The 23364-nt window shown below is 71.3% G+C and carries 25 protein-coding genes; 11 read left to right on the forward strand and 14 right to left on the reverse strand.

Annotated features, from left to right (window positions below):
- Positions 1-5 precede the first annotated feature (5 nt).
- Entirely contained in the window at positions 6-461 is a 456-nt protein-coding gene (gene soxR, locus ADK66_RS00420) for a redox-sensitive transcriptional activator SoxR (protein WP_053651487.1), read from the reverse strand.
- A gap of 46 nt (positions 462-507) precedes the next feature.
- Between soxR and ADK66_RS00425 the strand changes: the two genes are divergently transcribed.
- Positions 508-1203 (forward strand): transketolase, encoded by a 696-nt coding sequence (locus tag ADK66_RS00425; RefSeq protein ID WP_053651489.1) that lies wholly within the window; start codon positions 508-510, stop codon positions 1201-1203.
- A gap of 5 nt (positions 1204-1208) precedes the next feature.
- Positions 1209-2102: a transketolase family protein gene (locus ADK66_RS00430; protein ID WP_053652302.1), complete on the forward strand. Its 894-nt coding sequence runs from the start codon at positions 1209-1211 to the stop codon at positions 2100-2102.
- On the opposite strand, the gene ADK66_RS00435 is transcribed toward ADK66_RS00430, so the two are convergent.
- Positions 2088-2795: a glycosyltransferase family 2 protein gene (locus ADK66_RS00435; RefSeq protein ID WP_053652303.1), complete on the reverse strand. Its 708-nt coding sequence runs from the start codon at positions 2793-2795 to the stop codon at positions 2088-2090. The two genes, ADK66_RS00430 and ADK66_RS00435, sit on opposite strands and share 15 nt — an antisense overlap.
- 123 nt (positions 2796-2918) lie before the next feature.
- Between ADK66_RS00435 and ADK66_RS00440 the strand changes: the two genes are divergently transcribed.
- Both ADK66_RS00440 and ADK66_RS00445 read left to right on the forward strand, forming a co-directional pair.
- Positions 2919-5078, forward strand: a complete 2160-nt coding sequence (locus ADK66_RS00440; protein WP_053651491.1) for a glycosyltransferase family 39 protein — start codon at positions 2919-2921, stop codon at positions 5076-5078.
- A 231-nt stretch (positions 5079-5309) separates the two neighbouring features.
- Positions 5310-6920, forward strand: a complete 1611-nt coding sequence (locus ADK66_RS00445) for a ricin-type beta-trefoil lectin domain protein (protein ID WP_053651493.1) — start codon at positions 5310-5312, stop codon at positions 6918-6920.
- 53 nt (positions 6921-6973) lie between these two features.
- On the opposite strand, the gene ADK66_RS00450 is transcribed toward ADK66_RS00445, so the two are convergent.
- From ADK66_RS00450 to ADK66_RS00475, 6 genes are all read right to left on the reverse strand, one after another.
- On the reverse strand, positions 6974-7561 hold the full coding sequence (locus tag ADK66_RS00450; RefSeq protein ID WP_053651495.1) for a hypothetical protein: 588 nt from the start codon (positions 7559-7561) through the stop codon (positions 6974-6976).
- Positions 7562-7617: 56 nt separating this feature from the next.
- A complete protein-coding gene (locus ADK66_RS00455) occupies positions 7618-9099 on the reverse strand; it encodes an ATP-binding protein (protein ID WP_053651497.1) in 1482 nt (493 codons plus the stop codon).
- Positions 9092-9781: a response regulator transcription factor gene (locus ADK66_RS00460; RefSeq protein ID WP_053651499.1), complete on the reverse strand. Its 690-nt coding sequence runs from the start codon at positions 9779-9781 to the stop codon at positions 9092-9094. The genes ADK66_RS00455 and ADK66_RS00460 overlap by 8 nt, the downstream gene beginning before the upstream one ends.
- A 72-nt stretch (positions 9782-9853) precedes the next feature.
- Positions 9854-10366: a hypothetical protein gene (locus ADK66_RS00465; RefSeq protein ID WP_053651501.1), complete on the reverse strand. Its 513-nt coding sequence runs from the start codon at positions 10364-10366 to the stop codon at positions 9854-9856.
- A gap of 110 nt (positions 10367-10476) precedes the next feature.
- On the reverse strand, positions 10477-11490 hold the full coding sequence (locus ADK66_RS00470; RefSeq protein ID WP_053652304.1) for a phosphotransferase: 1014 nt from the start codon (positions 11488-11490) through the stop codon (positions 10477-10479).
- A gap of 92 nt (positions 11491-11582) precedes the next feature.
- On the reverse strand, positions 11583-12755 hold the full coding sequence (locus ADK66_RS00475) for an acetyl-CoA C-acyltransferase (RefSeq protein ID WP_053651503.1): 1173 nt from the start codon (positions 12753-12755) through the stop codon (positions 11583-11585).
- A 79-nt stretch (positions 12756-12834) separates the two neighbouring features.
- Here ADK66_RS00475 and ADK66_RS00480 point away from each other — a divergent pair, with 79 nt between their 5' ends.
- Positions 12835-13269 carry a PH domain-containing protein gene (locus ADK66_RS00480; RefSeq protein ID WP_053651505.1) on the forward strand — a complete coding sequence of 145 codons (435 nt, stop codon included), beginning with the start codon at positions 12835-12837 and terminating at the stop codon, positions 13267-13269.
- A gap of 35 nt (positions 13270-13304) precedes the next feature.
- Here the strand turns inward: ADK66_RS00480 and ADK66_RS00485 are convergent, their stop codons facing one another.
- Complete coding sequence (locus ADK66_RS00485; RefSeq protein WP_053651508.1) at positions 13305-14216, reverse strand: rhomboid family intramembrane serine protease; 912 nt, start codon at positions 14214-14216, stop codon at positions 13305-13307.
- A gap of 100 nt (positions 14217-14316) precedes the next feature.
- Complete coding sequence (locus ADK66_RS00490) at positions 14317-14847, reverse strand: peptidylprolyl isomerase (RefSeq protein ID WP_053651510.1); 531 nt, start codon at positions 14845-14847, stop codon at positions 14317-14319.
- 84 nt (positions 14848-14931) lie between these two features.
- Here ADK66_RS00490 and ADK66_RS00495 point away from each other — a divergent pair, with 84 nt between their 5' ends.
- Positions 14932-15711, forward strand: a complete 780-nt coding sequence (locus ADK66_RS00495; RefSeq protein ID WP_053651512.1) for a hypothetical protein — start codon at positions 14932-14934, stop codon at positions 15709-15711.
- Between the two features lie 115 nt (positions 15712-15826).
- Here the strand turns inward: ADK66_RS00495 and corA are convergent, their stop codons facing one another.
- From corA to ADK66_RS00515, 4 genes are all read right to left on the reverse strand, one after another.
- Positions 15827-16975 carry a magnesium/cobalt transporter CorA gene (gene corA / locus ADK66_RS00500; protein ID WP_053651513.1) on the reverse strand — a complete coding sequence of 383 codons (1149 nt, stop codon included), beginning with the start codon at positions 16973-16975 and terminating at the stop codon, positions 15827-15829.
- Positions 16976-17291: 316 nt separating this feature from the next.
- The gene (locus ADK66_RS00505) at positions 17292-18386 is read right to left on the reverse strand and encodes a PLP-dependent aminotransferase family protein (protein WP_053651515.1); all 1095 of its coding nucleotides are present in this window, start codon (positions 18384-18386) and stop codon (positions 17292-17294) included.
- Positions 18387-18491: 105 nt separating this feature from the next.
- Entirely contained in the window at positions 18492-18950 is a 459-nt protein-coding gene (locus ADK66_RS00510; protein WP_053652305.1) for an ester cyclase, read from the reverse strand.
- Between the two features lie 87 nt (positions 18951-19037).
- Entirely contained in the window at positions 19038-19430 is a 393-nt protein-coding gene (locus ADK66_RS00515) for a cyclic nucleotide-binding/CBS domain-containing protein (RefSeq protein WP_053651517.1), read from the reverse strand.
- Positions 19431-19544: 114 nt separating this feature from the next.
- Between ADK66_RS00515 and ADK66_RS00520 the strand changes: the two genes are divergently transcribed.
- From ADK66_RS00520 to ADK66_RS00540, 5 genes are all read left to right on the forward strand, one after another.
- Positions 19545-19994, forward strand: a complete 450-nt coding sequence (locus ADK66_RS00520) for an NUDIX domain-containing protein (protein ID WP_053651519.1) — start codon at positions 19545-19547, stop codon at positions 19992-19994.
- The gene (locus ADK66_RS00525; RefSeq protein WP_053651521.1) at positions 19991-20758 is read left to right on the forward strand and encodes a hypothetical protein; all 768 of its coding nucleotides are present in this window, start codon (positions 19991-19993) and stop codon (positions 20756-20758) included. The genes ADK66_RS00520 and ADK66_RS00525 overlap by 4 nt, the downstream gene beginning before the upstream one ends.
- Before the next feature lie 77 nt (positions 20759-20835).
- On the forward strand, positions 20836-21567 hold the full coding sequence (locus ADK66_RS00530) for a sugar phosphate nucleotidyltransferase (RefSeq protein WP_053651524.1): 732 nt from the start codon (positions 20836-20838) through the stop codon (positions 21565-21567).
- Positions 21555-22622, forward strand: coding sequence for an iron-containing alcohol dehydrogenase family protein (locus ADK66_RS00535; protein WP_053651525.1), 1068 nt, complete (start codon positions 21555-21557; stop codon positions 22620-22622). The genes ADK66_RS00530 and ADK66_RS00535 overlap by 13 nt, the downstream gene beginning before the upstream one ends.
- Entirely contained in the window at positions 22597-23316 is a 720-nt protein-coding gene (locus tag ADK66_RS00540) for a CDP-alcohol phosphatidyltransferase family protein (RefSeq protein WP_053651527.1), read from the forward strand. Before ADK66_RS00535 ends, ADK66_RS00540 begins: the two co-directional genes overlap by 26 nt.
- Positions 23317-23364 lie beyond the last annotated feature (48 nt).

Consider the following 23364-nt stretch of genomic DNA (forward strand, 5'->3'; position numbering starts at 1 on the left):
GGCAGTCAGGCGGGCGTGCCCGTCGGGCGGGGCAGCATGAGGCGCGCACCCGGTCCCTCTCCGGCCAGGGCGTCCCCCGGGTTGTAGAGCGTGCAGCGTTGCAGGGACAGGCAGCCGCAGCCGATGCAGCTGTCGAGGTCGTCGCGGAGCTTGGTGAGCAGGCGGATCTTCTCGTCCAGCCGGCCGCGCCAGCTCGCGGACAGCCGCTCCCAGTCCTGCGGGCTGGGCGTGCGGGAGTCGGGGAGGGATTCGAGTGCCGCGCGGATCTCGTCAAGCGACACTCCGACCTGCTGGGAGATCCGGATGAAGGCCACCCGCCGCAGCTCCGAGCGGGCGTAGCGACGCTGGTTGCCGCTGGTCCGGTCGGCGCGGATCAGCCCGAGTCGCTCGTAGTAGCGCAGCGCCGAGGGTGCCACGCCGGAGCGGACGGACAACTCGCCGATCGTCAGCAGATCATGCATCCCATGCCCTTGAGGTGAAGTGCGCTTTAACTACCACAGTAGTGTGATGACCTCGACACTGACCACTGACACCGGCTCCCGGCTGCCTCAGTTGATTCGTCGGCTCACCGGCGACGAGAAGCACGGGCCCAGCGCGCACTCCACCATCGACGTGCTCCAGGTGCTCTACGACCGGGTCCTGCGGGTCACCCCCGACACCGTCGACGACCCGGAGCGGGACCGCTTTCTGCTCTCCAAGGGGCACGGGCCGGCCGCCTACTACGCGGTGCTCGCCGCGCACGGCTTCATTCCGGACGCCTGGCTCGACGACCTGGCCGGGCCGGACAGCCGGCTCGGCCACCACCCGGACCGACTGCTCGTGCCCGGCGTCGAGATCGGCTCCGGCTCGCTCGGCCACGGGCTCGGGTTGGCCGTCGGCACCGCCCTCGGCCTGCGAGCCCAGGGCCTGCTCAAACCCAGGGTGTACGTCCTGCTCGGCGACGCCGAACTCGACGAGGGCTCCAACCACGAGGCCATCGCGTACGCGGGAGCGACAGGGCTGGAGAGTCTCACCGCGATCGTCATCGACAACTCGTCGACCACGCACGGCTGGGCCGGTGGCATCGCCAGCAGGTTCACCGTCAACGGCTGGACCGCCGACACCGTCGACGGCCGGGACCACACCGCCCTGTACACGGCGCTGACCGGACACCGGCCACCACGGCCGCACCTTGTGGTCGCCCGCATCGACAGCAAGGGATGACCACCATGCGTACCGCTTTCATCGACACCACCGCCGCGCTGCTCGACGAGGACCCGCGTACCGCGCTCGTGCTTGCCGACATCTCGGCCAGCCAGTTCGCGCCCGCCGGACGACGGCACCCGGACCGGGTGCTCAACGTCGGCATCCGCGAACAACTGATGATCGGCATGGCCGGAGGGCTGGCCCTGACCGGGCTCCGCCCGATCGTGCACTCGTACGCGACGTTCCTGGTGGACCGGACGTACGAGCAGATCAAGTTGGACCTGGACCACCAGGGCGTGGGCGCGGTCCTGGTGAGCATCGGCGCGTCGTACGACGGGTCACGGGAGGGCCGGACCCACCAGTCGCCAGCCGACGTGGCGCTCTTCGACACGCTGGGCGACGGTTGGACGGTACGGGCGCCCGGGCACCCCGACGAGGTCACGCCGCTGCTGCGTGCCGCCGCGGCCACCGACGACCCGGTCTACCTGAGGCTCAGCGAACAGCGCAACACGCACGGGTACCCGGACGCCGACCGCCTCCGGGTGCTGCGGCAGGGCGGGACGAACGCGCCGCTCGTGGTGGCCGTCGGGCCGATGCTCGATCCCACGATCGCGGCGACCGAGGGGATGGACGTGACTGTCGCGTACACCCACACACCCCGGCCCTTCGACACGGCCGGACTGCGGGCGTTCGCCGGGACCGAGGTGGTGCTTGTCGAGCCGTACCTGGCGGGAACGTCGAGCGCTGTCGTGAGCCGCGCCCTGGCGGACGTACCGCATCGGCTGCTGGCGCTCGGGGTGGGTCAGACCGACCTGCGACGGTACGGCGACCCGGCCGACCACGCCCGGTGGCACGGCCTGGACGCCGACGGCCTGCGGCGGTCGATAAGCGCGTTCCTGAGGTCAGCGCACCGCTGACGGGGCGGGACGGCGGCGTGCGCGCTCGCGACCGAGGATCCAGATCGCCTCGACGCCGTCCTTCCAGGTGATCTTCTTGCCCTCTTCGCGCCCGCGAGCCCGGTAGCTGATCGGCACCTCGTACGGCCGGATGCGCCGACGCAGCAGCTTGCCGGTCACCTCGGCCTCCATGCCGAAGCCACGCGAGCGCACCTCAAGCGACCTGTAGAGCGCCACAGGCATCAGCTTGAAGCAGGTCTCCAGATCGCCGATGTACGAGTTGAACAAAACATTGGCCGCCATCGTGACGCCCTTGTTGCCCATCACGTACCAGAAGCTGTAGGCGCTGTGGCTGCCGAAGGTGCGATTGCCGTAGACCACCGTGGCCCGCCCGTCGAGCACCGGGTCGAGCAGCTTGGGGATGTCCTGCGGGTCGTACTCGAGGTCGGCGTCGAGGATGACCATGTAGTCACCCTCGGCGCTGTCCACCGCGGTCTTGATGGCCGCGCCCTTGCCGGCGTTGCGCTGGTGGGTGATGACCCGCAGGCGTGCGTCGTCGGCGCGACCGAGGATCTCGCCGGTGCCGTCACGGCTGCCGTCATCGACCACTACCAACTCGATCTCGCACGGGTAATCCACCGCCAATGCCTGCTTGAGGGCATCCGCGATGCGTTCTTCCTCGTTGTAGACCGGCATGAGGATCGACAGCTTCACGGGATTCTCCACGGTGGCGACAACACGTCGGGCATAGCCTAGCGTGGCTGGTCAGCCAAACGCTGGCCGCACCATCGGGCAGCCGGCGTGGCGGGCTCAGCCGGATGGTGTTTACTTCGCGCCATGTCGGCTGCCGGCTTCCTGCTCGCGGTGCTACCCGCCGCCTCGGTGCTCCTACTCACCGTCGCGACGAGGCCGCGCCGGACTGACACGGTGGCGCCGCTACGACTCGCCGTGGTGCGCGCCGCCCTGCTCACCGGCGCGTACGCGGTGCTCGTCGTCGAACTGCTCGGAGCCCTGCACGCGCTGACCCGGCCGGCGTTCGTGGTCGCCTGGCTGCTGTTCCTGCTTGCCGCCGGGACCGCCGCGGTGCTGCGCCAGCGGCAGGCTGCCGCGCAGCCCCAGGTCGCCGCGCCCCGCCCGGTGCCGGTCGGCGCGGCGATGACCGCCGGCACCGGCCCGGCGACGCCCGCCCCGGTCACCGACGGCGGCGCGCACGACGTCGCGCCGGTCCAACCCGATCGGGTACGCGCGAACCCACTCGCCCGAGCGGCCGACGCCTGGCGTACGGCGGGTCGGGGCGAGCGGCTGCTCGCCGGAACCATCGGCGGCCTGCTGCTGGTGGAGTTGCTTGTCGCACTGCTGGCCGAGCCGAACAACTTCGACTCGCAGACGTACCACCTGCCCAAGGTGGAGCACTGGGTCGCCCAGGGCGACCTCGACTTCTGGCCGACCGCCATCCACAGGCAGGTGACCATCCCGCCCGGCGCGGAGTACCTGCTGCTGCACCTGCGCCTGCTGACCGGCGGGGACGCGCTGCACAACCTGGTGCAGTGGGCCGCCGGGATCATCTGCCTGCTGGCGGTCGCCCGGATCACCGCGCAGCTCGGCGGCAGCCGGCGGGCTCAACTGATCACCGCGTTCGTGCTGGCCAGCACCCCCATGGTCGTACTCCAGGCCACGAGCACGCAGACCGACCTGGTCTGCGCGGCGTGGGTGGCGTGCGCGGCGACCCTGGTGCTGGATGGGCTGCACCGACGGGCTGGCCTGGGCACCCTGCTCGGGCTGGGGGCGGCCACCGGGCTGACCGCCGTGACGAAGACCAGTGGCCTCATCGCGGTGGGTCCGCTGCTTGTGCTCTGGGGACTGGCCCAACTCCGGCTTGCAGTGAGCGGCCGTACGCATGCGGGAACGGCCCGACCGGTTGGTCCGGTCGCGCGTACCGTCGGCGGTTCGGTGTTGATCCTGCTGGTCGCGGCCACTGTGGTCGGCCCGTTCATGGCCCGGGTGACTGCCGAGTTCGGGCATCCGCTGGGCCCGCCCCGGCTGCGCGAGTCGATCCCGATGGAACGCCACGATCCGCAGTCGATCCTGGTGAACGCCCTGCGGATCGGGCACACAGCGTTCGACACGCCGTTGGCGCCGCTGCGGCGGGCCGGCGCGGAGGCGATCATCAACGGCGCGGAGGCGATCGGCGTCGACCCACAGGACCGGGAGATCACCTTCGGCCGGGAGATCTTTCCCGAGCCCGCCTGGTACCCGGACGAGGACCGGGTGGCCTTTCCGATCGCCGGGGTACTGGCACTGATCGGCGCGGTGGTCGCGCTCACCCGCCCCCGCCGGATCGACCCCGGGCTGGCGGGGCCGCTGCGGGCGTACGCCGTTGTGGTGCTCGCCGCCGTCCTGCTGCACACCTCGATGATCAAATGGCAGCCGTGGGGCAACCGCCTGATCCTCTACGCCCTGGTGCTCGCCATCCCGCTCGCCGGCCTGTGGCTTGACGCGCTCTTCCGGCGCCACGCCACAGGTGGGCGCGGACGGCGTTCGGTGGCCACCATGACCGCTGTCGCGGTGCTGGCCACCTCGGCGCTGGCCGGGGTGCTCTCATTGTCCTACGGCTTCCCGCGCCGGCTCGTCGGCGACGGCTCGGTCTTCACCACCTCGGACTGGGACACCCGGTTCCTGCGCCGCCCGCAGTGGACCGACGAGTTCCGCTGGGCCGCGACGGCCGTCCGCGACAGCGGCGCCCAGCGGATCGGGCTGGTGCAGCAGAACGACAACTGGGAGTACCCGTGGTGGCTGCTGCTGCGCCACACCGACGGGCGGTCGCCGGATCTGGTGGCGTTGCAGTCGGTCCTTCCGGAACGGCCGCCCGCCGACCCCACCTCGGTCGACGCGATCGTCTGCACAGGCAGCCAGCCGGCCTGCGCCAAGCTGGTTCCGGCCGGCTGGCGGCTGGAGTTCCGCGGCTACGTCGGCTACGCGCTGCCGCCCGGCCGCTGACTCGTCGCGCTGACCTGACGCCCCGGCGGGCTGGCCTGGCCGGGCTGACGCGGCGGGGCTGACCCGGCGGGGCGAACGCGCGCGAGCCGTGTCGGGTGACCGGATCGTCCGATCCGGGCGGTTCGGCAACCCGCGCGCAAGAACCCGAGCTGCATTCACATCCACCGATCATCGGGTTACCTTCTGGTAACTCGATCGACGTCCCGCGATCGAGCCGAAAGGAGTGCGTCGATGCCTGTCACCCCCGCCAGGCCCGAACGTGCGACCCGACGACGGGCCTGCACCACCGCCGTCGCCGTCGCCGCTCTTGTCCTGCCGATGTTCGCCGGACCGACCGCCACCGCCACCGCCGCTCCCGCCGCTGCCGCCGACCGACCCGCTGTCCAACCACTGCCCGCCAACCTGGAGACCGTCCGGGCCGCCGAAGCGACAGCTCTCTACGGAAGCCCGGCGATCCGCCCGATCGAGCAACGCCGCACCGCGCTGATCACCATGGGTGACAGTCAGATCTCCGGTGAGGGGGTCGGCAACTACGTCCCCGGCACCCACCAGAACGGCAACTGGTGCGACCGCTCGTACGACCAGGCGGTGTTCCGCACCGGAATCCAGTCGGACACGCGATACAACCTGGCGTGCTCCGGCGCGACCCCGTGGAACCTCATCGCAGGCGGGCCGACCCAGCACAACGAGTTGAACCAGGGCGACTACCTGGGCATCAAGGCGCGCAACACGCACGTCAAGCTGATCTGGGTGGTGGTCGGCGCGAACGGCGACGGCACCATCCAGTTCGGGCCGGTCGCCACCGACTGCGCCGTACGCCGGGTCTTCCTACAGGGCAACTGCTACCCGGCCTACACCGACCAGTGGACGATCCGGACCGACGGCAGCCGGCGCGCGGTGGAGGCGGCGCTCACCGACATCCGGGCGACGATGACCAAAGCCGGCTACCTGCGCTCGGACTACGAGCTGGTGCTGATGTCGTACCCCGGCCCGGCCAGCCCGGACGTGGAGGACAACCCAAACTTCCCCGGCTGGTACTCCGGTGGCTGCCTGCTCTACCTCGCCGACGCAGCGTTCGCCAGGAACAAGGCGGTGCCTCTGTTCGAGTCGGCGCTGCGCTCGGCCGCCGCGAACACCGGCACCCGCTACCTCGACGCGAGTCGGCTGTTCCACGGCCACGAGGTGTGCACCGACAACACCTCGGTCCGTGGCCTCTTCATCGAGGTGGGGATCTGGAACGAGAACGCCGCCCGGCAGTCGTTCCACCCGAACGCCCGTGGGCACGGCATGTTCGCCCAGTGCATCACGCAGTTCTGGAACTCCGGGCAGAACCAGGCCACCTGCGTCGACCCGGCCAGCACCGGCGGCGGCGTGCTCTACGCCGGCCTGCTCCAGTTCAAGCAGTTGCGCAACCTGGCCACCAACACGTGCGTCGACGGTAAGGGGTACGACTCACGCAACGGCACACCCCAGCAGTCGTACGGCTGCCACGGAGGGCGCAACCAGGGCTTCTGGTACGACTCGACACGGCGTTCGCTGCACTCGGAGCTCTCCCACGACCGCTGCCTGGACGTCGCGGGTGGATCGATGACGTCCGGCACCGCTGTCAACATCTACGACTGCAACGGCACCCCCGCCCAGCAGTTCGCCTTCGTCGGCAACCAGCTCAAGCCGGCCAGCGCCAGCAACCTCTGCGTGGCGTTCGACACCGCGGGCACTCCCCGACTGCGGTTGGCCGCCTGCTCCACGAGCACCCGGCAGCAGTGGTCGTCCGAGGCCCGTACCGCCGCGAACCCGGTCGGTTACGGTCACGGCGACTTCATCGGCTCCCGCGTCTACTGACGAAAGGAAGGGCCCCTTCTTATCGCCTCGGCGATAAGAAGGGGCCCTTCCTTTCACTTGGTGCGGGGGATGAGGATGAGCCGGGCGACGCCCTTGTCACCGTCCTTAACGCCAGCGACACCGAGCTTCGCGCCGACCTTCACCTCGCTGGGCTGCACCGTGGTGCGCCGCTCCACGACCCGCAGGTCCTCACCGAAGGTCCAGGTCATCGTGAAGCCATCGGTGGACTTGACCGTCATCGAGTTGCCGTCGATCGCCGTGACCTCGCCGCGCTGCACGGCGACGGTCCGCGTACCGCCGTCCTTCGTCTGCACGACGGCCTCCCCGTGCAGGGTGTTCTTGCGCAGCAGCACCCGGGCCTGGCGGCGCTGACGCCACTCCTCACCGCGCTTCGGCCTGGCCTTCTCCGCAGTGGTGGGAGACGGGCTGGCCGGCGCGGCGACCGGTTGCGTGTCCAGGTCATCGGCGTCGAAGCCCATCGCGGTGAGCGCCTGACCCTCCACGCCCAGCGCGGCGGCGACCTCGACGGCGGCGTCCCGGGCCGGTGGGCTGGCCACCTCGGCCGCTCCGCAGCCGCTGGCGCCGAGTGCCACAGCTGCGAGCAGTGACGTGGTGGCGGTGGCGAGTCCCCAACGTGGCATGGCGTTCCCTCTCGTCAGTGGAGCCCTCAGCCTGCCCGGCGATGACGAGCGCAACGTCAGGCCGATGTTCGGATCCGGTAAGGATCACTTGGCAGCCGGACCGTGAACGCGGCACCGCCCTCCGGCGCGTGACCCGCGGTGATGTCTCCACCGAGCCGACGGACCAGCCCGGCAGCCAGCGCCAGCCCCAGACCGCTGCCCACCTTGCGCACCCCCCGGTAGCGCTCGTGCAACGCTCCCCGCTCGAACGCCACGGCCAGGTCGTCGTCGGTGAGGCCCGGCCCGCCGTCGCGGACCTCCAGGACCCCGCCGGCAGCCGGGTCCGCGCCCGTCTGCCGGACCGCGAGCACCACGGGCGCTCCCGGGGGTACGACCCGCAGTGCGTTCTCCAGCAGCCCGTCCACCACCTGCCGGATCCGACCCGGATCGGTGTACACCGGGACCGGCCGGTCGGGGCTCTCCACCCGGAACGACACTCCCACCGCCGCGCACCGGCCCGACCAGGTGGGCTCGGCGTCGGCGGCGAGACGGGTCAGGTCCACCGGCGCCGGTTCGAGGGGGAAGTCGGCGGCTTCCAGCCGGGCCAACGCCAGCAGGTCACCGATCAGCCGGTCGAGGTGCTGCGATTCGGCGAGCATCGTCCGGCCGGCGGCAGCCGTGCCGTCCGCCTCGATCACCCCGTCGGCCAGCGCCTCGGCGTACCCACGGATCGCTGTCAGCGGGGTCCGCAGTTCGTGCGAGACGGAGAGCAGGAACTCCCGCTGCCTCCCCTCGCTGGTGGTCAGCGCGGCGGCCAGCCCGTTCAACGCCTCCGCAAGGTCGGCGACCTCGTCCGGTGGCTCGACCGGCACCCGTACGGCGCGGTCCCCGGCGCGCAGCCGAGCCGCTGCGGTCGCGGCGACCCGGATCGGCCGGGCCAGGCGGCGGGCCAGCAGCAGCCCGGCCACCACGCCGGCGGCCAGCCCTGCCAGCAGCGGCAGCCAGAGGCTGAGCAGTACCTGCCGCCACAGGCCCGGCGACGAGGCGCGGGAGAGCACCACCCCGTTGCCGCCGGGCAGAGCCCGGCCCTCGACGAGAGCACGGCGGCCGTCGACCGGGCGGCGCGCCGACACGTTGCGGCCCTGTCCGACCCGCTGCACCACGCGGGGCGGCAGGCCCGCCCGGTCGGCGGTCCCGCCCCTGATCAGGTACGCGTCGATGCCCTGGCTGCGCAGTTGCCTGATGAGCCGTTCCTCGTCGGCGGTGCGACCCCGGTCCAACCGTGTGCGCAGCACCTCGGCGGCGAGCCGTGCCTGCGCGGCGAGCGCCTCCTGATCGCGCCGCTCCGCGCCCCGGATCGCCAGCGGCACCGCGACGATGGCGGTGACAAGCACCGACACCAGCGCCACAGTGCAGGTGACGAGCACAGCGCGGGCGGTGAGCGTCTCGCCGAACCGGCGGCGTCGAGGTGCTGCCGGCGGCGGAACGGCGACCACAGGCAGCGCCCCGGCCTGCGCTTCGGTGCGCGCGGGCTGTCGCGGTACGGGGTGGTCAGGCATCGACGGCGTACCCCACACCCCGGTGGGTGCGGATGACACTTGCCGGGCCGAGCTTCGCCCGCACCTGGGCGACGTGCACGTCGACGGTGCGGGTGCCGGCGTGCGCGGCGTAGCCCCACACCCCGGCCAGCAACTCCTCCCGGCTGAACACCCGCCCCGGTCGGGCCATGAGGTGCGCCAGCAGGTCGAACTCGGTGGAGGTGAGCTGCACCGGGGCGCCCGCCGCGGTGACAGTCCGGCGGGCCGGGTCGAGCGTCACCGCGCCGACGGCGCGTGGCTGCTCCGCCCCGTCGGGGCCTGCGGCGCGGCGCAGCACGGCACGCACCCGGGCGACAAGTTCGCGCGGGCTGAACGGCTTGGTGACGTAGTCGTCGGCACCCAACTCCAGGCCGACGATCCGGTCCACCTCGTCGTCACGGGCGGTGAGGAAGATGACGGGCGTCCAGTCGCCAGCCTCGCGCAGCCGCCGGCAGATCTCGGTGCCGGGCAGGCCGGGCAGTGCGATGTCCAGGACGCAGACCACCGGTCGCAGCCGGCGGGCGGCGCTCAGGCCCGCCTCGCCGTCGCGTTCCATCTGCACGCCGAACCCGTCGCGGGTGAGATAGAGCCGCACGAGGTCGGCGATGGCCGGCTCGTCCTCGACCACGAGGACGAGCCCGCGGTACGACGTTTCGGCGGTCACCGGCCCATGATTGCCGACCGGGCGGCCCCGGCGCGATCGACGCGTGTTCGGGTTCGGTAAAGGCGCGTGCCGTCAGCGCGCCACGGCGGGGCGGAACACGCTCGGTAGTACGGGCGCCGGTGCGTCGCCGATGGTGGCGACGATCCGCTCGCGGGGCGTCCGCAGTCGGGTACGGAACGCGTGGTTGAGCAGGGCGTCCATCTGCCACACCTGCTTGGGGTGGGTGGTGCGGATCAGGAACCGCTCACGTATCCCGTCGATCGCTGTGGCGGCCAGCTCGACCGAGTGCAGCCGCGGATCAGGGCTCCAGGTGACGTTGCTCAGCTCGCGCAGCTCGGTGTTGAGGTGCAGGCGCAGCCGGTGCAGCAGCCGCGTCTGCTGGGTCACCACCAGCCGGCGGTGGGTGAGCAGGAGCAGGTAGTCGCCGGTGACCGGGCGGTCGGGGCGGCTGCAACGGGTGACCAGGATTGTCGCGTCACCGGAGCCGACGCAGCGCCGGAACACCGGCATGTGCCGGCTCACGGTCTGCACGGCCAGGCCAGCCTCGGCAGCGGCCGGGAGGAACGTTCGGGAGAAGACGTCCATGACCTGCCCAACGACCCCCCGGCAGGGGTGACGCGGGTCACGGCGCTTTTTGGAAGTTCCACGCCGCCCGTCGCACTGCATGTCCGACTTCCGACGGGGACGGATCTTGGTCAGGAGTCGGGCTGCAACGGGGCGGCGGCGAACAGCTCGGCGAGCCAACCGGGCACCGCCTCGGCGTACTCGGCGCGTGCCGGGTCGACGGTGTCCAGGGCTCGCCGCCAGGACAGTGAGCGACTCACCGCGCCCAGGTTCATCGCCAGGTCGGCTGCCTCGACAAGTGTCCGGCGGTCGTACCTGTCGGTCCACGCCTCCAGATAACTGTCGCGAAGTCGGACCAGCGCGGCGTCGTCGGCAGCCAGTTCGGCGGCGTACCGGATGGAGCGCACTGTCACGAGCAGCGTGCCGAACGGGTGCGCCACCGAGGCGTCGCCCCAGTCGAAGTACCGGTACCCGTCCGGGCCGGCGAAGACGTTGCCGTCGTGCAGGTCGTCATGCTGGATGGTGGACGCGATGCCGAGGTCGGCGAGCCGGCGACAGCGCTCGGCGTACGCCGGAACCTCCGCCCGCAGCCGCTCGTACGTCTCCGGGTCGAGCCCGTCCTCGGCGCCGATCCGCAGCGACTCACGGTCTTCCAGCAGGTCGGCGAGCAACCCGGCCAGCACCTCGGGGCGGTGGTCCGGCACCCCGAGGGTGACCAGCTCGTCGACGCGCGGCGCGGTGGCGAGCTGGAGTGCGGCGTACCCGGGCAGCGCCCGTTCCCAATGCGCCAGGTCCGGATCTCGGCCCAGCACGTCACGCAGCGACTCCCCGCCGTCGGGCAGCAGTGACCAGCCCCGCTGCGGGTCCACGGCGATCGGTGTCAGCACCCGGTCGGGGGTCAGCTCGGCCAGCGTCGCGATCAGGACGGCCTCGTGCACGGTGCCCTGGTTGTTTGCCTTGAACCAGACCGGCCCGCCGTCGGTGGGCACCCGCCAGACGAGCGACCACGGACGGACCCGGGGCTCCACAGCCCCGGTGATCCGCCGGCCGGCTGCCGCGAGCTGCTCGTCGACCCAGCCGCGAGCCCGCGTCTGCCACTGCTCGCTGGACCAGTCGGGGGCACGCTCACCGGCGATCGTCTCCACGGTGGGCACCCTAGGGCGGTTGCCCCTTCCGGGCCACGCCTTTTCAGTGGCGGCGCGCCGCGACAGTTCGCCAGTCGCAGAGGGGCTCGGGATCAGACCAGCTCGACGATCGTGGCGTTGGCCATGCCGCCGCCCTCGCACATGGTCTGGAGGCCATAGCGGATCCCGTTGTCCCGCATGTGCTGGAGCATCGTGGTCATGATCCGGGCACCGGAACCGCCGAGCGGGTGACCGAGGGCGATAGCGCCGCCGCGCGGGTTGAGCCGCTCCGGGTCGGCCTCGGTCTCCGCCAGCCACGCCAGCGGCACCGGGGCGAACGCCTCGTTCACCTCGTACACCCCGATCTCCTCGATGCCCAGCCCCGCGCGGCGCAGTGCCTTCGCGGTGGCCGGGATGGGCGCGGTGAGCATGGTGACCGGGTCGTCGGCGGCGACGACTGCGGTGTGGATCCGTGCCAGCGGGCGCAGGCCGTGCCGGCTGGCCCAGTCGGAGGTGGTCACTGCGAGCGCGGCGGCGCCGTCGGAGATCTGGGACGCGGAGCCGGCGGTCACCACGCCGTCGGCGCGGAACGGGGTGGCCAGCTCACCGAGCTTCTCCAGGGAGGTGGTCCGGCGGATGCCCTCGTCGGCCGCGAACTTGCCGCCGTCGGCGAGCGGCACGGGCGTCAACTCCGGGTCGAACGCCCCGGCGTCCTGCGCGGCGGCTGCCTTCTCGTGGCTGGCCAGCGCGAACTCGTCGAGCTGGGTACGCGACAGACGCCACCGCCGGGCGATCAGCTCGGCGCCGACGCCCTGGTTGAACGGCAGCGGCTCGTCGTCGGCGAAGCCCTCGACGCCCCGGTAGCGGGACCGGAGTTGGTCGCTGAACGGCATGCCGCCGCCCACACTGGAACCCATCGGCACACGGGTCATCGACTCCACCCCGCCGGCGACCACCAGGTCGGCCTGGCCGGAGAGGACTGTCGCGGCGGCGAAGTGCAGTGCCTGCTGGCTGGAGCCGCACTGCCTGTCGAGCGTGGTGCCGGGCACCGACTCGGGCCAGCCGGCGGCGAGCACCGCGTTGCGGGCGATGTTCCACGACTGCTCGCCGACCTGGGACACACAGCCCCAGAAGACGTCGTCGACCTGCGCCGGGTCGAGCCCGGTGCGCTCGGCGAGGGCGCGCAGCACGTGCGCCGAGAGGTCGACCGGGTGGACACCGGCGAGGCTGCCCTTGCGCCGCCCGACCGGGGTGCGTACCGCGCCGACGATGACCGCGTCACTCATGTTTACTCCCCGGTAACCTGACTGACCCGATCCTACGTCGTCGGTGGACCGGTCGTCCGCCCGCGGGCATGCTGGGCGGATGGATGAGATCTCCCCGGCCCGACAGTGGCGGGTGCCCGCGAGCCTGCCGGCGGCGAAGCTGGCCGGCGCGGCGGCGCTCGTCGCGCTCGGTCTGCTCTTCGCCGACGGCGACACGGTACGGCTGGTCCTCGCCTGCCTGGCGGCCGTCGCGCTGGCGGGCTGGGCGGTACGCGATCTGATCGCGCCGGTCCGGTTGGCGGTCGACCCGGAGGGGGTCACCGTCATCCACGGATTCGCTGGCCGGCGGATGCTGCCCTGGCCGGCGATCGAGGCGATCACCGTGGACCGTCGACCCCGGTTGGGGCTGACCACCGAGATGCTGGAGATCGACGCGGGTGAGTCGCTGCACCTCTTCGGCCGCTACGACCTGGGCACCATGCCCGAGGAGGTGGCCGCCGAGCTGCACGCCGCCCGTCCGGGCGCGACCGGATAACCTGCGGTCAGCCCACACGACCGGACAGCCGGCGGTCAGCCCAACAGTTGCGCGGTGCGGAACAGGACAAGGGCCAGCAGGATGAGCAGGATCACCGCAGCGCCGCCGACCTGCACCAGCGTGCGCCGGCCCCGGGGCGCGTAGGCGAGAACCAGGGCCATCGCGGCACCGACCGCGAGGCCGCCCAGGTGTCCGGGGATCGAGATGCCCGGCACTGTCAACGTGAACACCAGGTTGATCACCAGGATCGGGATCACCTGGGAGATGTCCCGGCCCAGCTTGCGCTCGATGATGATCAGCGCGGCGAAGAGACCGAAGACGGCGGTGGACGCACCGGCGGTGGCCGAGTTCTGTGCGCTGAACAGGTAGGCGGCGACGTTACCGCCGAGGCCCGCGATCAGATAGAGCGCAGCGAAACGGGCCCGCCCCAGGTTGGCCTCCAGCGAACGGCCGAGCACCCAGAGCGCCCACATGTTGAGCAGCAGGTGGATCACGCCGTAGTGCAGGAACATCGCGGTGACCAGCCGGTACCACTGGCCGTCGGCGATGCCCCCGAGCGTGCCGTCGGGGAAGACCGCCAGCCCGAGCACCGAACCCCAGTTGGTAAGCGGCGTGCTGCCGCCCATCAGACCGCCGAAGCCGGAGCCGCCCACCGCCGCGTCTCCACCCCGGTCGGAGGCGATGGAGAGCACCATGAACAGCACGTTCAGCGCGATGAGCGCCTTGGTGACGTAGCCGTGCCGGCCGGCCGCACCACCACCGAAGGCGGTACGCGCCGGCCGGACACTACGACGTCCCTCGTTGACGCACTCCGGGCACTGGTGCCCGACGGACGCGTCCCGCATGCAGTCCGGGCAGATCGGCCGGTCGCAGCGGGTGCACCGGACGTAGGTCTCCCGACCGGGGTGCCGGTAGCAGACCGGGGTGGTCGGTGGGGACTCGCTCACCGGGCCGACCCTCCGTCCGTCACCGCGCGGGGCACCGGCGCTGGCCGGTGGGGTGCTCCGGAGCGCTCAATCATGCGAGCAAAGGTACCTCGCTGGTTCGTCAGCCAGCAGACCGCTCGATCTCGACCCGCTCGATCACGACGTCCTGGAGCGGACGGTCGCTCGGGCCGGTCGGGGTGTTCGCGATCGAGTCGACGACCTTCACCGACTCCTCGTCGGCAACCTGCCCGAAGATGGTGTGCCGGTTGTTGAGGTGCGGCGTCGGCGACACGGTGATGAAGAACTGCGAACCGTTGGTGCCCGGTCCGGCGTTCGCCATCGCCAGCAGGTACGGCCGGTCGAAGCGCAGGTCCGGGTGGAACTCGTCGGCGAACTTGTAGCCCGGTCCGCCGCGACCGGTGCCGGTCGGGTCGCCCATCTGGACCATGAAACCGCTGATCACGCGGTGCGAGATGGTGCCGTCGTAGTACGGCCCGCTGCCCGGCTGGCCGGTGCGCGGGTCGGTGTATTCCCGGTTGCCCTCGGCCAGGTCGATGAAGTTGCGGACCGTCTTCGGCGCGTGGTTCGGGAAGAGCTCCAGACGGATCGGCCCAGCGTTGGTGTGCAAGGTGGCGTAGACAGCCTCGGCCACGGGTACTCCTCACTCGTTGGTCAGTTCCATGCGGATCCTCCCATGTGCCCGATCTGGCATCGCGGAGGCATCCGAAGGTGGAGGATGACGAAGGAACAACTCCCAGGAGGTGGGACCGTGTTTGGAATCGGGCGGCGTAAGTCTGAGGGTCAGCTGGCCAAGGCGGAGCTGAACCGGAGCATCAGCCACCTGATGCAAGCAGCCAACCACGCCGCTAAGGGCGCTGGCTCGACGGTCGGCCCGCGGGTGCAGGTCGCCCGCGGCTACGTCGCGCCGACCGCGGCGAAGGTACGCGATCGTGCGTCGACCGGCTGGGGGACGACACTCACCACGCTGGCACCGCTGGCCGCGGCGGCCCGTGACGGCGCCGCGCAGGCAGGGCCGTTGACCAGGAAGGCCAAGTCGAAGAGCATGCGGATCACTGGGAAGAAGAAGCAGCCGCGTCGTCGCGGCCCGATGATGACCGGCCTTCTGGCGGCGGGTGCCATCGCCGGCCTGGCCGGCGCGGTCGCTCTGCGCCGTCGTCGGGAGCAGCAGGAGTGGGCCGAGTACGACCCGACCCGCACCCTGGAGCCGATGCGCGACGAGGTCGACTCGTTCGAGGTGCGCACCCCGTCGACGCCGAAGGGTACCGACGGGTCGGCCATGACCGGGATGACCGGCGCGGGCAGCTCGGCGGTGGCCGGCGGCGACAGCGCCAGCACCACAGCCCCCGCCACCCCCGGCCCGTCGACGACCGGCATCCGCCCGACCGACAAGGTCCCGGCGGTCGCCGAGGGCGCCAAGGACGTCTCCGGCCGCCCGGCCGATGACCTCACCAAGGCGCTGGGCAAGGACACTGCCCGCACCAACGGCCGCCGCTGACCGCAGCGGCAGCGCTACCGGGCGCCGGCGACGCGGGTTACCCCGCTCGCCGGCGCTTTCGCGTATCCAGCTCGTCGGCCGCCCTACCGGTCCCGGGTTGCCCGGTGTACGCGGGTCAGAGCCAGTCGTTGCGGCGGAACCAGCGGTACAGGGCGAGGGAGACCCCGAGCATCAGGGCAAGCACGACGGGATAGCCGTACGTCATCTTCAGCTCGGGCATGTTCTCGAAGTTCATGCCGTAGATGCCTGCGACGCCGGTCCAGAACGCGGCGATGGCCGCCCACGCGGCGATCTTGCGCATGTCGTTGTTCTGGTCGACGGTGACCTGGGCCAGGCGCGCCTGGAGGATGGAGTTCAGCAGGTCGTCGTAGGAGTTGACCTGATCGACAGTGCGGCTCAGGTGGTCCTGCACGTCCCGGAAGTAGCGCCGGATCTCCTTGGGCACCTCGCGGTTGACCTGGGAGGTCAGCGTCATCAGCGGGCGCTGCAACGGGATCACAGCCCGCTTGAACTCCACAAGCTCGCGCTTCATCTGGTAGATCCGCTGGATCCGACCGTGGCTGTTGCGGTCGAAGACCTCGGCCTCCAGGACGTCCAGGTCGTCCTCCAGCTGCTCGGCCACCTCCAGGTAGAGGTCGACCACGCGGTCGGTGATGCCGTACGCCACCGCCCACGGGCCGTGCAGCAGCAGATCCCGCTTGGTCTCCAACTCGGCGCGGACCGGAGAGAGCCGGCAGGCGTCCCCGTGCCGGACGCTGATCAGGAACTTCGGGCCGATGAACAGCATCACCTGGCCGGTCTCGACGACCTCGGAGTTCTCGGTCAGCTCGGCGTGCTCGCAGTACCGGGCCGTACGCAGCACAAGGAACGTGACGTCGTTGAACCGCTCCAACTTGGGCCGCTGCGCTGCCTTCACCGCGTCCTCGACGGCCAGCTCGTGCAGACCGTAGGTCTCCGCGATGGCTGTCATTTCAGTCAACTCAGGCTGGTGCAGCCCGAGCCAGACGAAGCCGTGCTCCTCGCGGCGGGCCACCTCCAGCGCGTCCGCGTACGTCCAGTCGCCGGGCTGCCGCTTGCCGTCGACGTACAGCGCGCAGTCGACCACGCCGCTGCGGCCGGAGCCGGCGGGGGCCGGCGTGGGGGGCGAGCCGTCGGCGTTGAGCATCCGGGTGACCGCCCGCACCGGGGACGGCCACGCCCGGGGTCGCAGTGCCCGTCCGGTGCTCGGCAGCACCGACCGGCCGCGATCTGCCCGATCTGTCATCTCGACACCTCCCCGCGCTCGCCTGCGGCTTGCAGGCTACGCCGATGGTCGCCATCGGCAGGTGTGACGGCGGTCGCGGGGGCGGCGCCGGGCGGGCCGGGTCGCGTCGGGGGGTGAGAGGACGACACGGCCCACCCGGCGCCCATTGGGGGCGGGGGTTGTGCTGCACGCGTGACCCGCAACGGCACGGCGGTCGCAGTCGCCTGCGACGCTCACGACGTATGACGAATAACGCTCGCAGCATTGTGAGCCGCCGGCCGCCCGGGCGGGAGCCCTGGGCGGCCGGCATCGTCGTTTTGTCAGGAACCCGACAGAATCAGCTCCGGACGGCCTCGACGGCTTCCGCGAGACGGCGGACACCTTCGTCGATCCGGTCGGCGGTCACGGCCGAGAAGGCCAGCCGCAGAGCGTGCTGCCCACCGTCCAGAACGAAGTCGCTGCCCTTGACCACTGCCACCCCGCGCTCGGCCGCCGCCGGGGCGAGCTTGTCCACAAGGACGTCCTCCGGGAACTCCACCCAGAGGAAGTAGCCACCGTCGGGCTCGACGAACCGGGCCTGCGGCAGGTGCCGGCGCAGCGACTCGGCAAGCACCTGGGACCGCTCGCCAAGCGCCGCCCGGACGGTGTCGATCGAGCGGTCGATGTCACCGGAGACGCAGAACTGGTGCACGATCGCCTGGGACACCATGCCGGGCGAGATGTAGAGGCTCGTCGCGTTCTTCGCGATGTCGGCGATCAGGTCCGCGGAGCCGACCAGGTAACCGACCCGGACGCCCGGGCAGACCGTCTTCGTGAAGCTCGACGCGTGGACCACAACGCCGCGGGTGTCCAGCGACAGCATCGACGGCAGCGCCTCGCCACGGAACCGGATGTCCGCGTACGGGTCGTCCTCGAAGATGATGAACCCGTACTCCGCGGCAAGGTCGAGCAGCTCGCGACGCTTCTCCAACGACAGCGTCACGCCTGCCGGGTTCTGGTAGTTCGGGATGATGTGCGCGAGCCGGGGACGTACCCCGGACTCCAGGAGCTTGCGCAGCTCGGCGGTGTCCACGCCGTCGGGCTGGACCGGAACCCCGTACAACTCGCTGCCCATCCGCTGCAGGTTGAGCAGCGTCCGGTCGTACGTCGGACGCTCCACCACCACAGCGTCGCCGGGACGGACCAGGTGGTCGAAGAGGAACGCGTCGGCCTGGAGCGAGCCGTTCGTGACAAGCACCTGGTTTGCCTCGACACCGTGCTTGTCGGCGATCCATTTCCGCAGCGGAAGGTAGCCGACGGATGTGCCGTACGCCGTGATCCCCGCAGGGTCGGCGTCGAAGGCGCGTACGGCGGCGGCCTTGAGGCCCTCGACATCGACGATGTCCAGCGAGGGCGCCCCACGGGCAAAGGAGATCAGCTGCTCGGCGGTCATGGACATTGAGCGTACGGGCGACGGCGGGGCGCGCGCGGACGGCACGGCGATGTCCGCATCCTGAGCCACCGGACGGGTGACCCGACTCCACCGGTCGCCGTCAGATCAGACCGGAAGTGCGAGCGCGTCGTGCTGCGCCGACCGGGAAAGCCCCTCCAACTGCACGCCGAGCACGTCGAGCAGGTGGCTCCAGTCGAAGTAGGAACGCCACGCGACGATCCGGCCCCGGCGAACCCGCACCACGTCCGCCACCTCCCAGCTCACCGACCGGCCAGTGGGCGCCACGGTGCCGTACGGCGAGTGCAGCGTGCCGGTGTGGGTGCCGGTCAGGCGCAGCTCGACTGCCGCGCCGCCGGACGTCCGCACCGAGCCCAGCGGGTCGACCCGCAGGTCGGGGAAGGCACCCGTCCAGGTACGCAGCAGGGCGGGCAGTTCGATCGGGCGGACCGTGACACCGGGCATGGCGTAGAACGCCTCCGGGGCGTACAGATCCGGGAGTCGGGCCACGTCCCGACTCAGGAGCATGGCGTACTGCTGCTCGACCAGGCGCTCCGCGTCACGCATCGGGCCCTCCCCCACGGGTGGCGGAATCTCCGCGCCCGCACGGAATCCTTACCCGTCGATTCCGCCGGGCACACCCGCATGGAGCGGTCAGCTCGTGGTGAGGGCCGAGTTCTCCGCCCAGACCCGCATGATGTCCCGAACGGAGATCACGCCGGCGACCTCCCGGCCGTCCAGCACCACGAGGTGCCGGAACCCGCCCCGAGCCATCGCGGCGGCTGCCTCGGCGACCGTCCACTCCGGCCCGGCGTAGACGACGTCCCAGGTCAGGTGGGAGCGGGTGCGTTCCACGTCGCAGTCGAGGCCCGCACCGATGGCCTTCAGCACGTCGCGTTCGGTCATGATCCCGACCCCCTCGGACTCCGGGTCGATCACGACGGCCGACCCGACACCGCGGGCCGACATCATCTGGGCCGCCTGGCGGAGCGTGTGCTCCGGACCGACGACGAGAACCTGGCTGGACATTGCTTCCCGTACCTGCATCACGCATCACCCCTGCCGACGTTGGCATCCGGTAGGGACATGGTGGTCTGTGGATGTTTCCTGGACAAGACCACGGCATCGCCGAATCGCCGGAGCGCTCGCTACTGTCAAACGGTGCCCACCGACCCCCTGCGCTGCGCCGGCGCGCTGATCGTCGACCACGACGGCCGCATCTTCTTCCAGCGCAGGTCGCCGCACCGACGACTTTTTCCCAATTGTTGGGACATCGTCGGAGGGCACCTGGAGCCCGGCGAGGACGTCGACGAGGCACTCCGCCGGGAGATCACCGAGGAGACCGGCTGGCTCCTGTCGCACGTTCTCGGCCCGGTGGGCGAATACCACTACGTCGGCGACGACGGCCTGGCCCGGATCGAACACGACTTCCTGGTACGGGTCGACGGCGACCTCGCCCACCCGACGCTTGAGGCCGGCAAGCACACCGAGTACCGCTGGCTGGCCGAGCACGAGGTGACGGTGCTGGACGAGAACCGCGACGTCAACGACGGCCTGATCCGGCGGATCGCGGAGGAGGGCTTCGCCGTCCTGCGGTCGATCGGTCTGTGAACACCATCGAGTTGGCGCCCCACCGGGCCGCCGGTCTGGTCGCCCCAGCCGTCGACCGCGCGTACCGCGCCGGAATGCTCGCCGGTCACGACTGGGGCGGGGCGGAGCTGAGCCAGCGGTACGGCGGGCCGGCCGCCACCGGCCTCCTGGTCGAACTACGGACCAGGCTCGCCGCACCCGGCGGCATAGTCGACGAAGCCGGGTTCGCGGCGGTCACCAGGTACCTCGATCCGGCGGTCAGCCGCCGGACTGTCGACAAGCAGGTCGCCTACGGCATGATCCATCGCCGCCCCGACGGCGGGCTCTGCGCCACCGAACGCGGGCTGGCCTTCCTCACCGAGCTGTACCAGGTGCACGCCGAGGTCACCGACGAACTGTGGGCCGGGCAGGACGAACGGGTGGCGCGGCTGGTGGCGTCACTCGGCCGGGTGCTGGCGTACGCCCTGGTGCTGGCCGACGAGGAGGGCGACCGGGGCGACTCGGCATTCACCGCGATGGCGCCGCCGCACGAGCCGTACGGCACCCCGCCGGGCGTGCTCCTGCTCAACAGGCTCGGCGCGCTGCGCTACCACCGGGCCGACGCGCACGCCGCCGCCTGGACGGCCGCCGGGCACACCGCGTCGAGCGTCGCCGCCCTGCCGCCCGGCCCGGAACGGCTCGCCATCGAGTTGGAGACCGACCGACGGGCGGCCGGCCCGTACGCCGTCCTCACCGCGGACGAGCGACTGACAATGCTCGCCGACCTGGCCGCGCTGCCCGGCTGACCGGTTGACCGGAGTCACCGGGCCGCCCGGGGCTATCCTCCACCGGTGACGGGAGCAGGACGAGGGAGGATGTCGCGATGATCGGTTTGGTGCTCGCGGCCGGAGCAGGACGCCGGCTGCGCCCGTACACCGACACCCTGCCGAAGGCGTTGGTGCCGGTGGACGGCGAGATCACGATCCTGGACATCGCGCTGGGCAACCTCGCCGAGGTCGGGCTCACCGACATCGTGATCGTGGTCGGCTACGCGGCGGACGCGGTCGTCTCCCGCCAGGCGGAGCTGGAGAAGAAGTACGGGGTCACGCTCACCCTGGTGCACAACGACAAGGCCGAGGAGTGGAACAACGCGTACTCCCTCTGGCTGGCCCGGGAGCACTTCGCGCGCGGGGTGCTGCTCGTCAACGGCGACACCGTGCACCCTGTGAGCGTGGAGAAGACCCTGCTCGCCGAGCGCGGCCCGGGGATCCTGCTCGCCGTGGACACGCTCAAGCCGCTGGCCGAGGAGGAGATGAAGACCACCTTCGACGCCGCAGGCCAGCTCACCCGGATCACCAAGATCATGGACCCGGGCGAGGCGTACGGGGAGTACATCGGCGCCACGCTCATCGAGCCGCAGGTCGCCGACGCGCTCGCCGACGCCCTGGAGGCGACCTGGCGACGCGACCCGAACCTCTACTACGAGGACGGCTACCAGGAGTTCGCCGACCGGGGCGGAGAGGTGCGGGCCGCACCGATCGGCGACGTCCCCTGGGTCGAGGTCGACAACCACGCCGACCTGGCCCGCGCACGGGAGATCGCGTGCCTCTACTAGCCCGGAGCGTCCTCACCCCGCTGCACATCGACGTACGCCGGGGCGCGGTCGCCGACCTGGGCGCGATCCTTGCCGACGGGCGGATCTCCGCGGGCGGTGACGTCGCGGTGGTGGTAGGCCCGGGTCAGGGTGCCCAGATCGCGGAGCTGATCCGGCCGTCGCTGCGGACTGCCGACGTGTTCACTGTCGCCGGGGCGACCCTGGACGCCGCCGACGACCTGGGTGGCAAGCTCCGCGCCCGGTCGTACGACGCGGTGGTCGGTATCGGCGGCGGCAAGACGATAGACGTGGCCAAGTACGCGGCCACCCGCCGAGGGCTGCCGATGGTGTCGGTGGCGACAAGCCTCGCCAACGACGGGATCGCCTCCCCGGTGGCAAGCCTCATCACCGACGGGATCAAGGGCTCCTACGGGGTGCACATCCCCATCGCGGTGATCGTCGACCTGGACTTCGTGGAGAGCGGCCCCGACCGGCACAACCGCGCCGGCATCGGTGACGTCATCAGCAACATCAGCGCCCTGGCCGACTGGGAGCTGGCCCGCCGGGTACGCGGTGAGCCGGTCGACGGGTTGGCCGCATCGCTGGCCCGGGCGGGCGCCGAGGCGGTGCTCAACCACCCGGGCGACATGACCGACGACGCGTTCGTCATCGTGCTGGCCGAGGCGTTGATCTCCAGCGGCCTGGCCATGGCTGTCGACGGCACCAGTCGCCCGTGCAGCGGTGGCTGCCACGAGATCATGCACGCCATCGACTCGCTCTTCCCCGGCACCGCCTCACACGGCGAACTCGCCGGCCTGGGCGCGCTGTTCTGCACCTGGCTGCGCGGGGACCTGCGTCGCTTCGGGGAGATGTCGGCCTGCCTGGCCCGGCACGGTCTGCCGCGTCTCCCCGCCGAGGTGGCGCTCACCGACGACCAGTTCGTGGAGGCCGTGCAGTTCGCGCCGCGTACCCGACCGGACCGGTACACCATCCTCGAACACCTGGCGCTGTCGCCTACCGAGACGCGGGAGCGGCTGGCAGACTACGCCGGTGCAATCCGCGACCAGCTTGGCTGACCCCCGTCCCACCGTCGCCGACTTCCACCGGGTGAACCGGGGCGGCGGCCTGTTCAGCGAGTCGATCAGCCAGTGGCTGGGCGCCGTCTTCGCGCTCGTCGCCCAGCGGCTCGGGCTGCGCCCCACCGCGCTGACCCTCACCAACCTGGTGCTCGGACTGGCCACCTCGATCACAGTTGTGGCGCTCGCCGGGCCGGTCGCCGCCGGTGACGTACCGGCCTGGGTGGTCGGTCTGCTCGCCCTGATCGGCTGGCAGGTGGCGTACTCCCTGGACTGCGCCGACGGGCAGCTCGCCCGGGTGACCGGCCAGGGCAGCCCGGCCGGCGCGCGGATCGACATTCTCTGCGACGTGGCCGCGCAGATCGCCCTGGTGGCTGCGCTCGCCGCGACGGCGGTGGCGCAGGAGCCGGGCACGCCGACCTGGCTTGTGGCGACCTTCGCGGGCACCTGGATGGTCAACCTGGTCACGTCGGTGATGCAGTCCGGCCCCAACGCGGCAAGCATGGTCACCTCGACCTCGCTACCGGTCCGCCTGGTGAAGCTGGTCCGCGACTACGGCGCGGTGATCTTCGTGGCCGCCGTGGTGCTGGCCGTGGCCCCCGCGCTGGTCCTCTGGGTGATGGTGGCGTTCACCATCGTCAACGGCGGCTTCCTGCTGGCCAGCATCGCTTTCTCCGCCCGAGCCTCCCTGTAAGGAAGGGCCCCCTACTATCGCCTCTTGCATAGGAAGGGCCCCTTTTTA

It is taken from the genome of Micromonospora sp. NRRL B-16802 (genome assembly GCF_001279555.1).
GTDB lineage: Bacteria > Actinomycetota > Actinomycetes > Mycobacteriales > Micromonosporaceae > Micromonospora > Micromonospora profundi.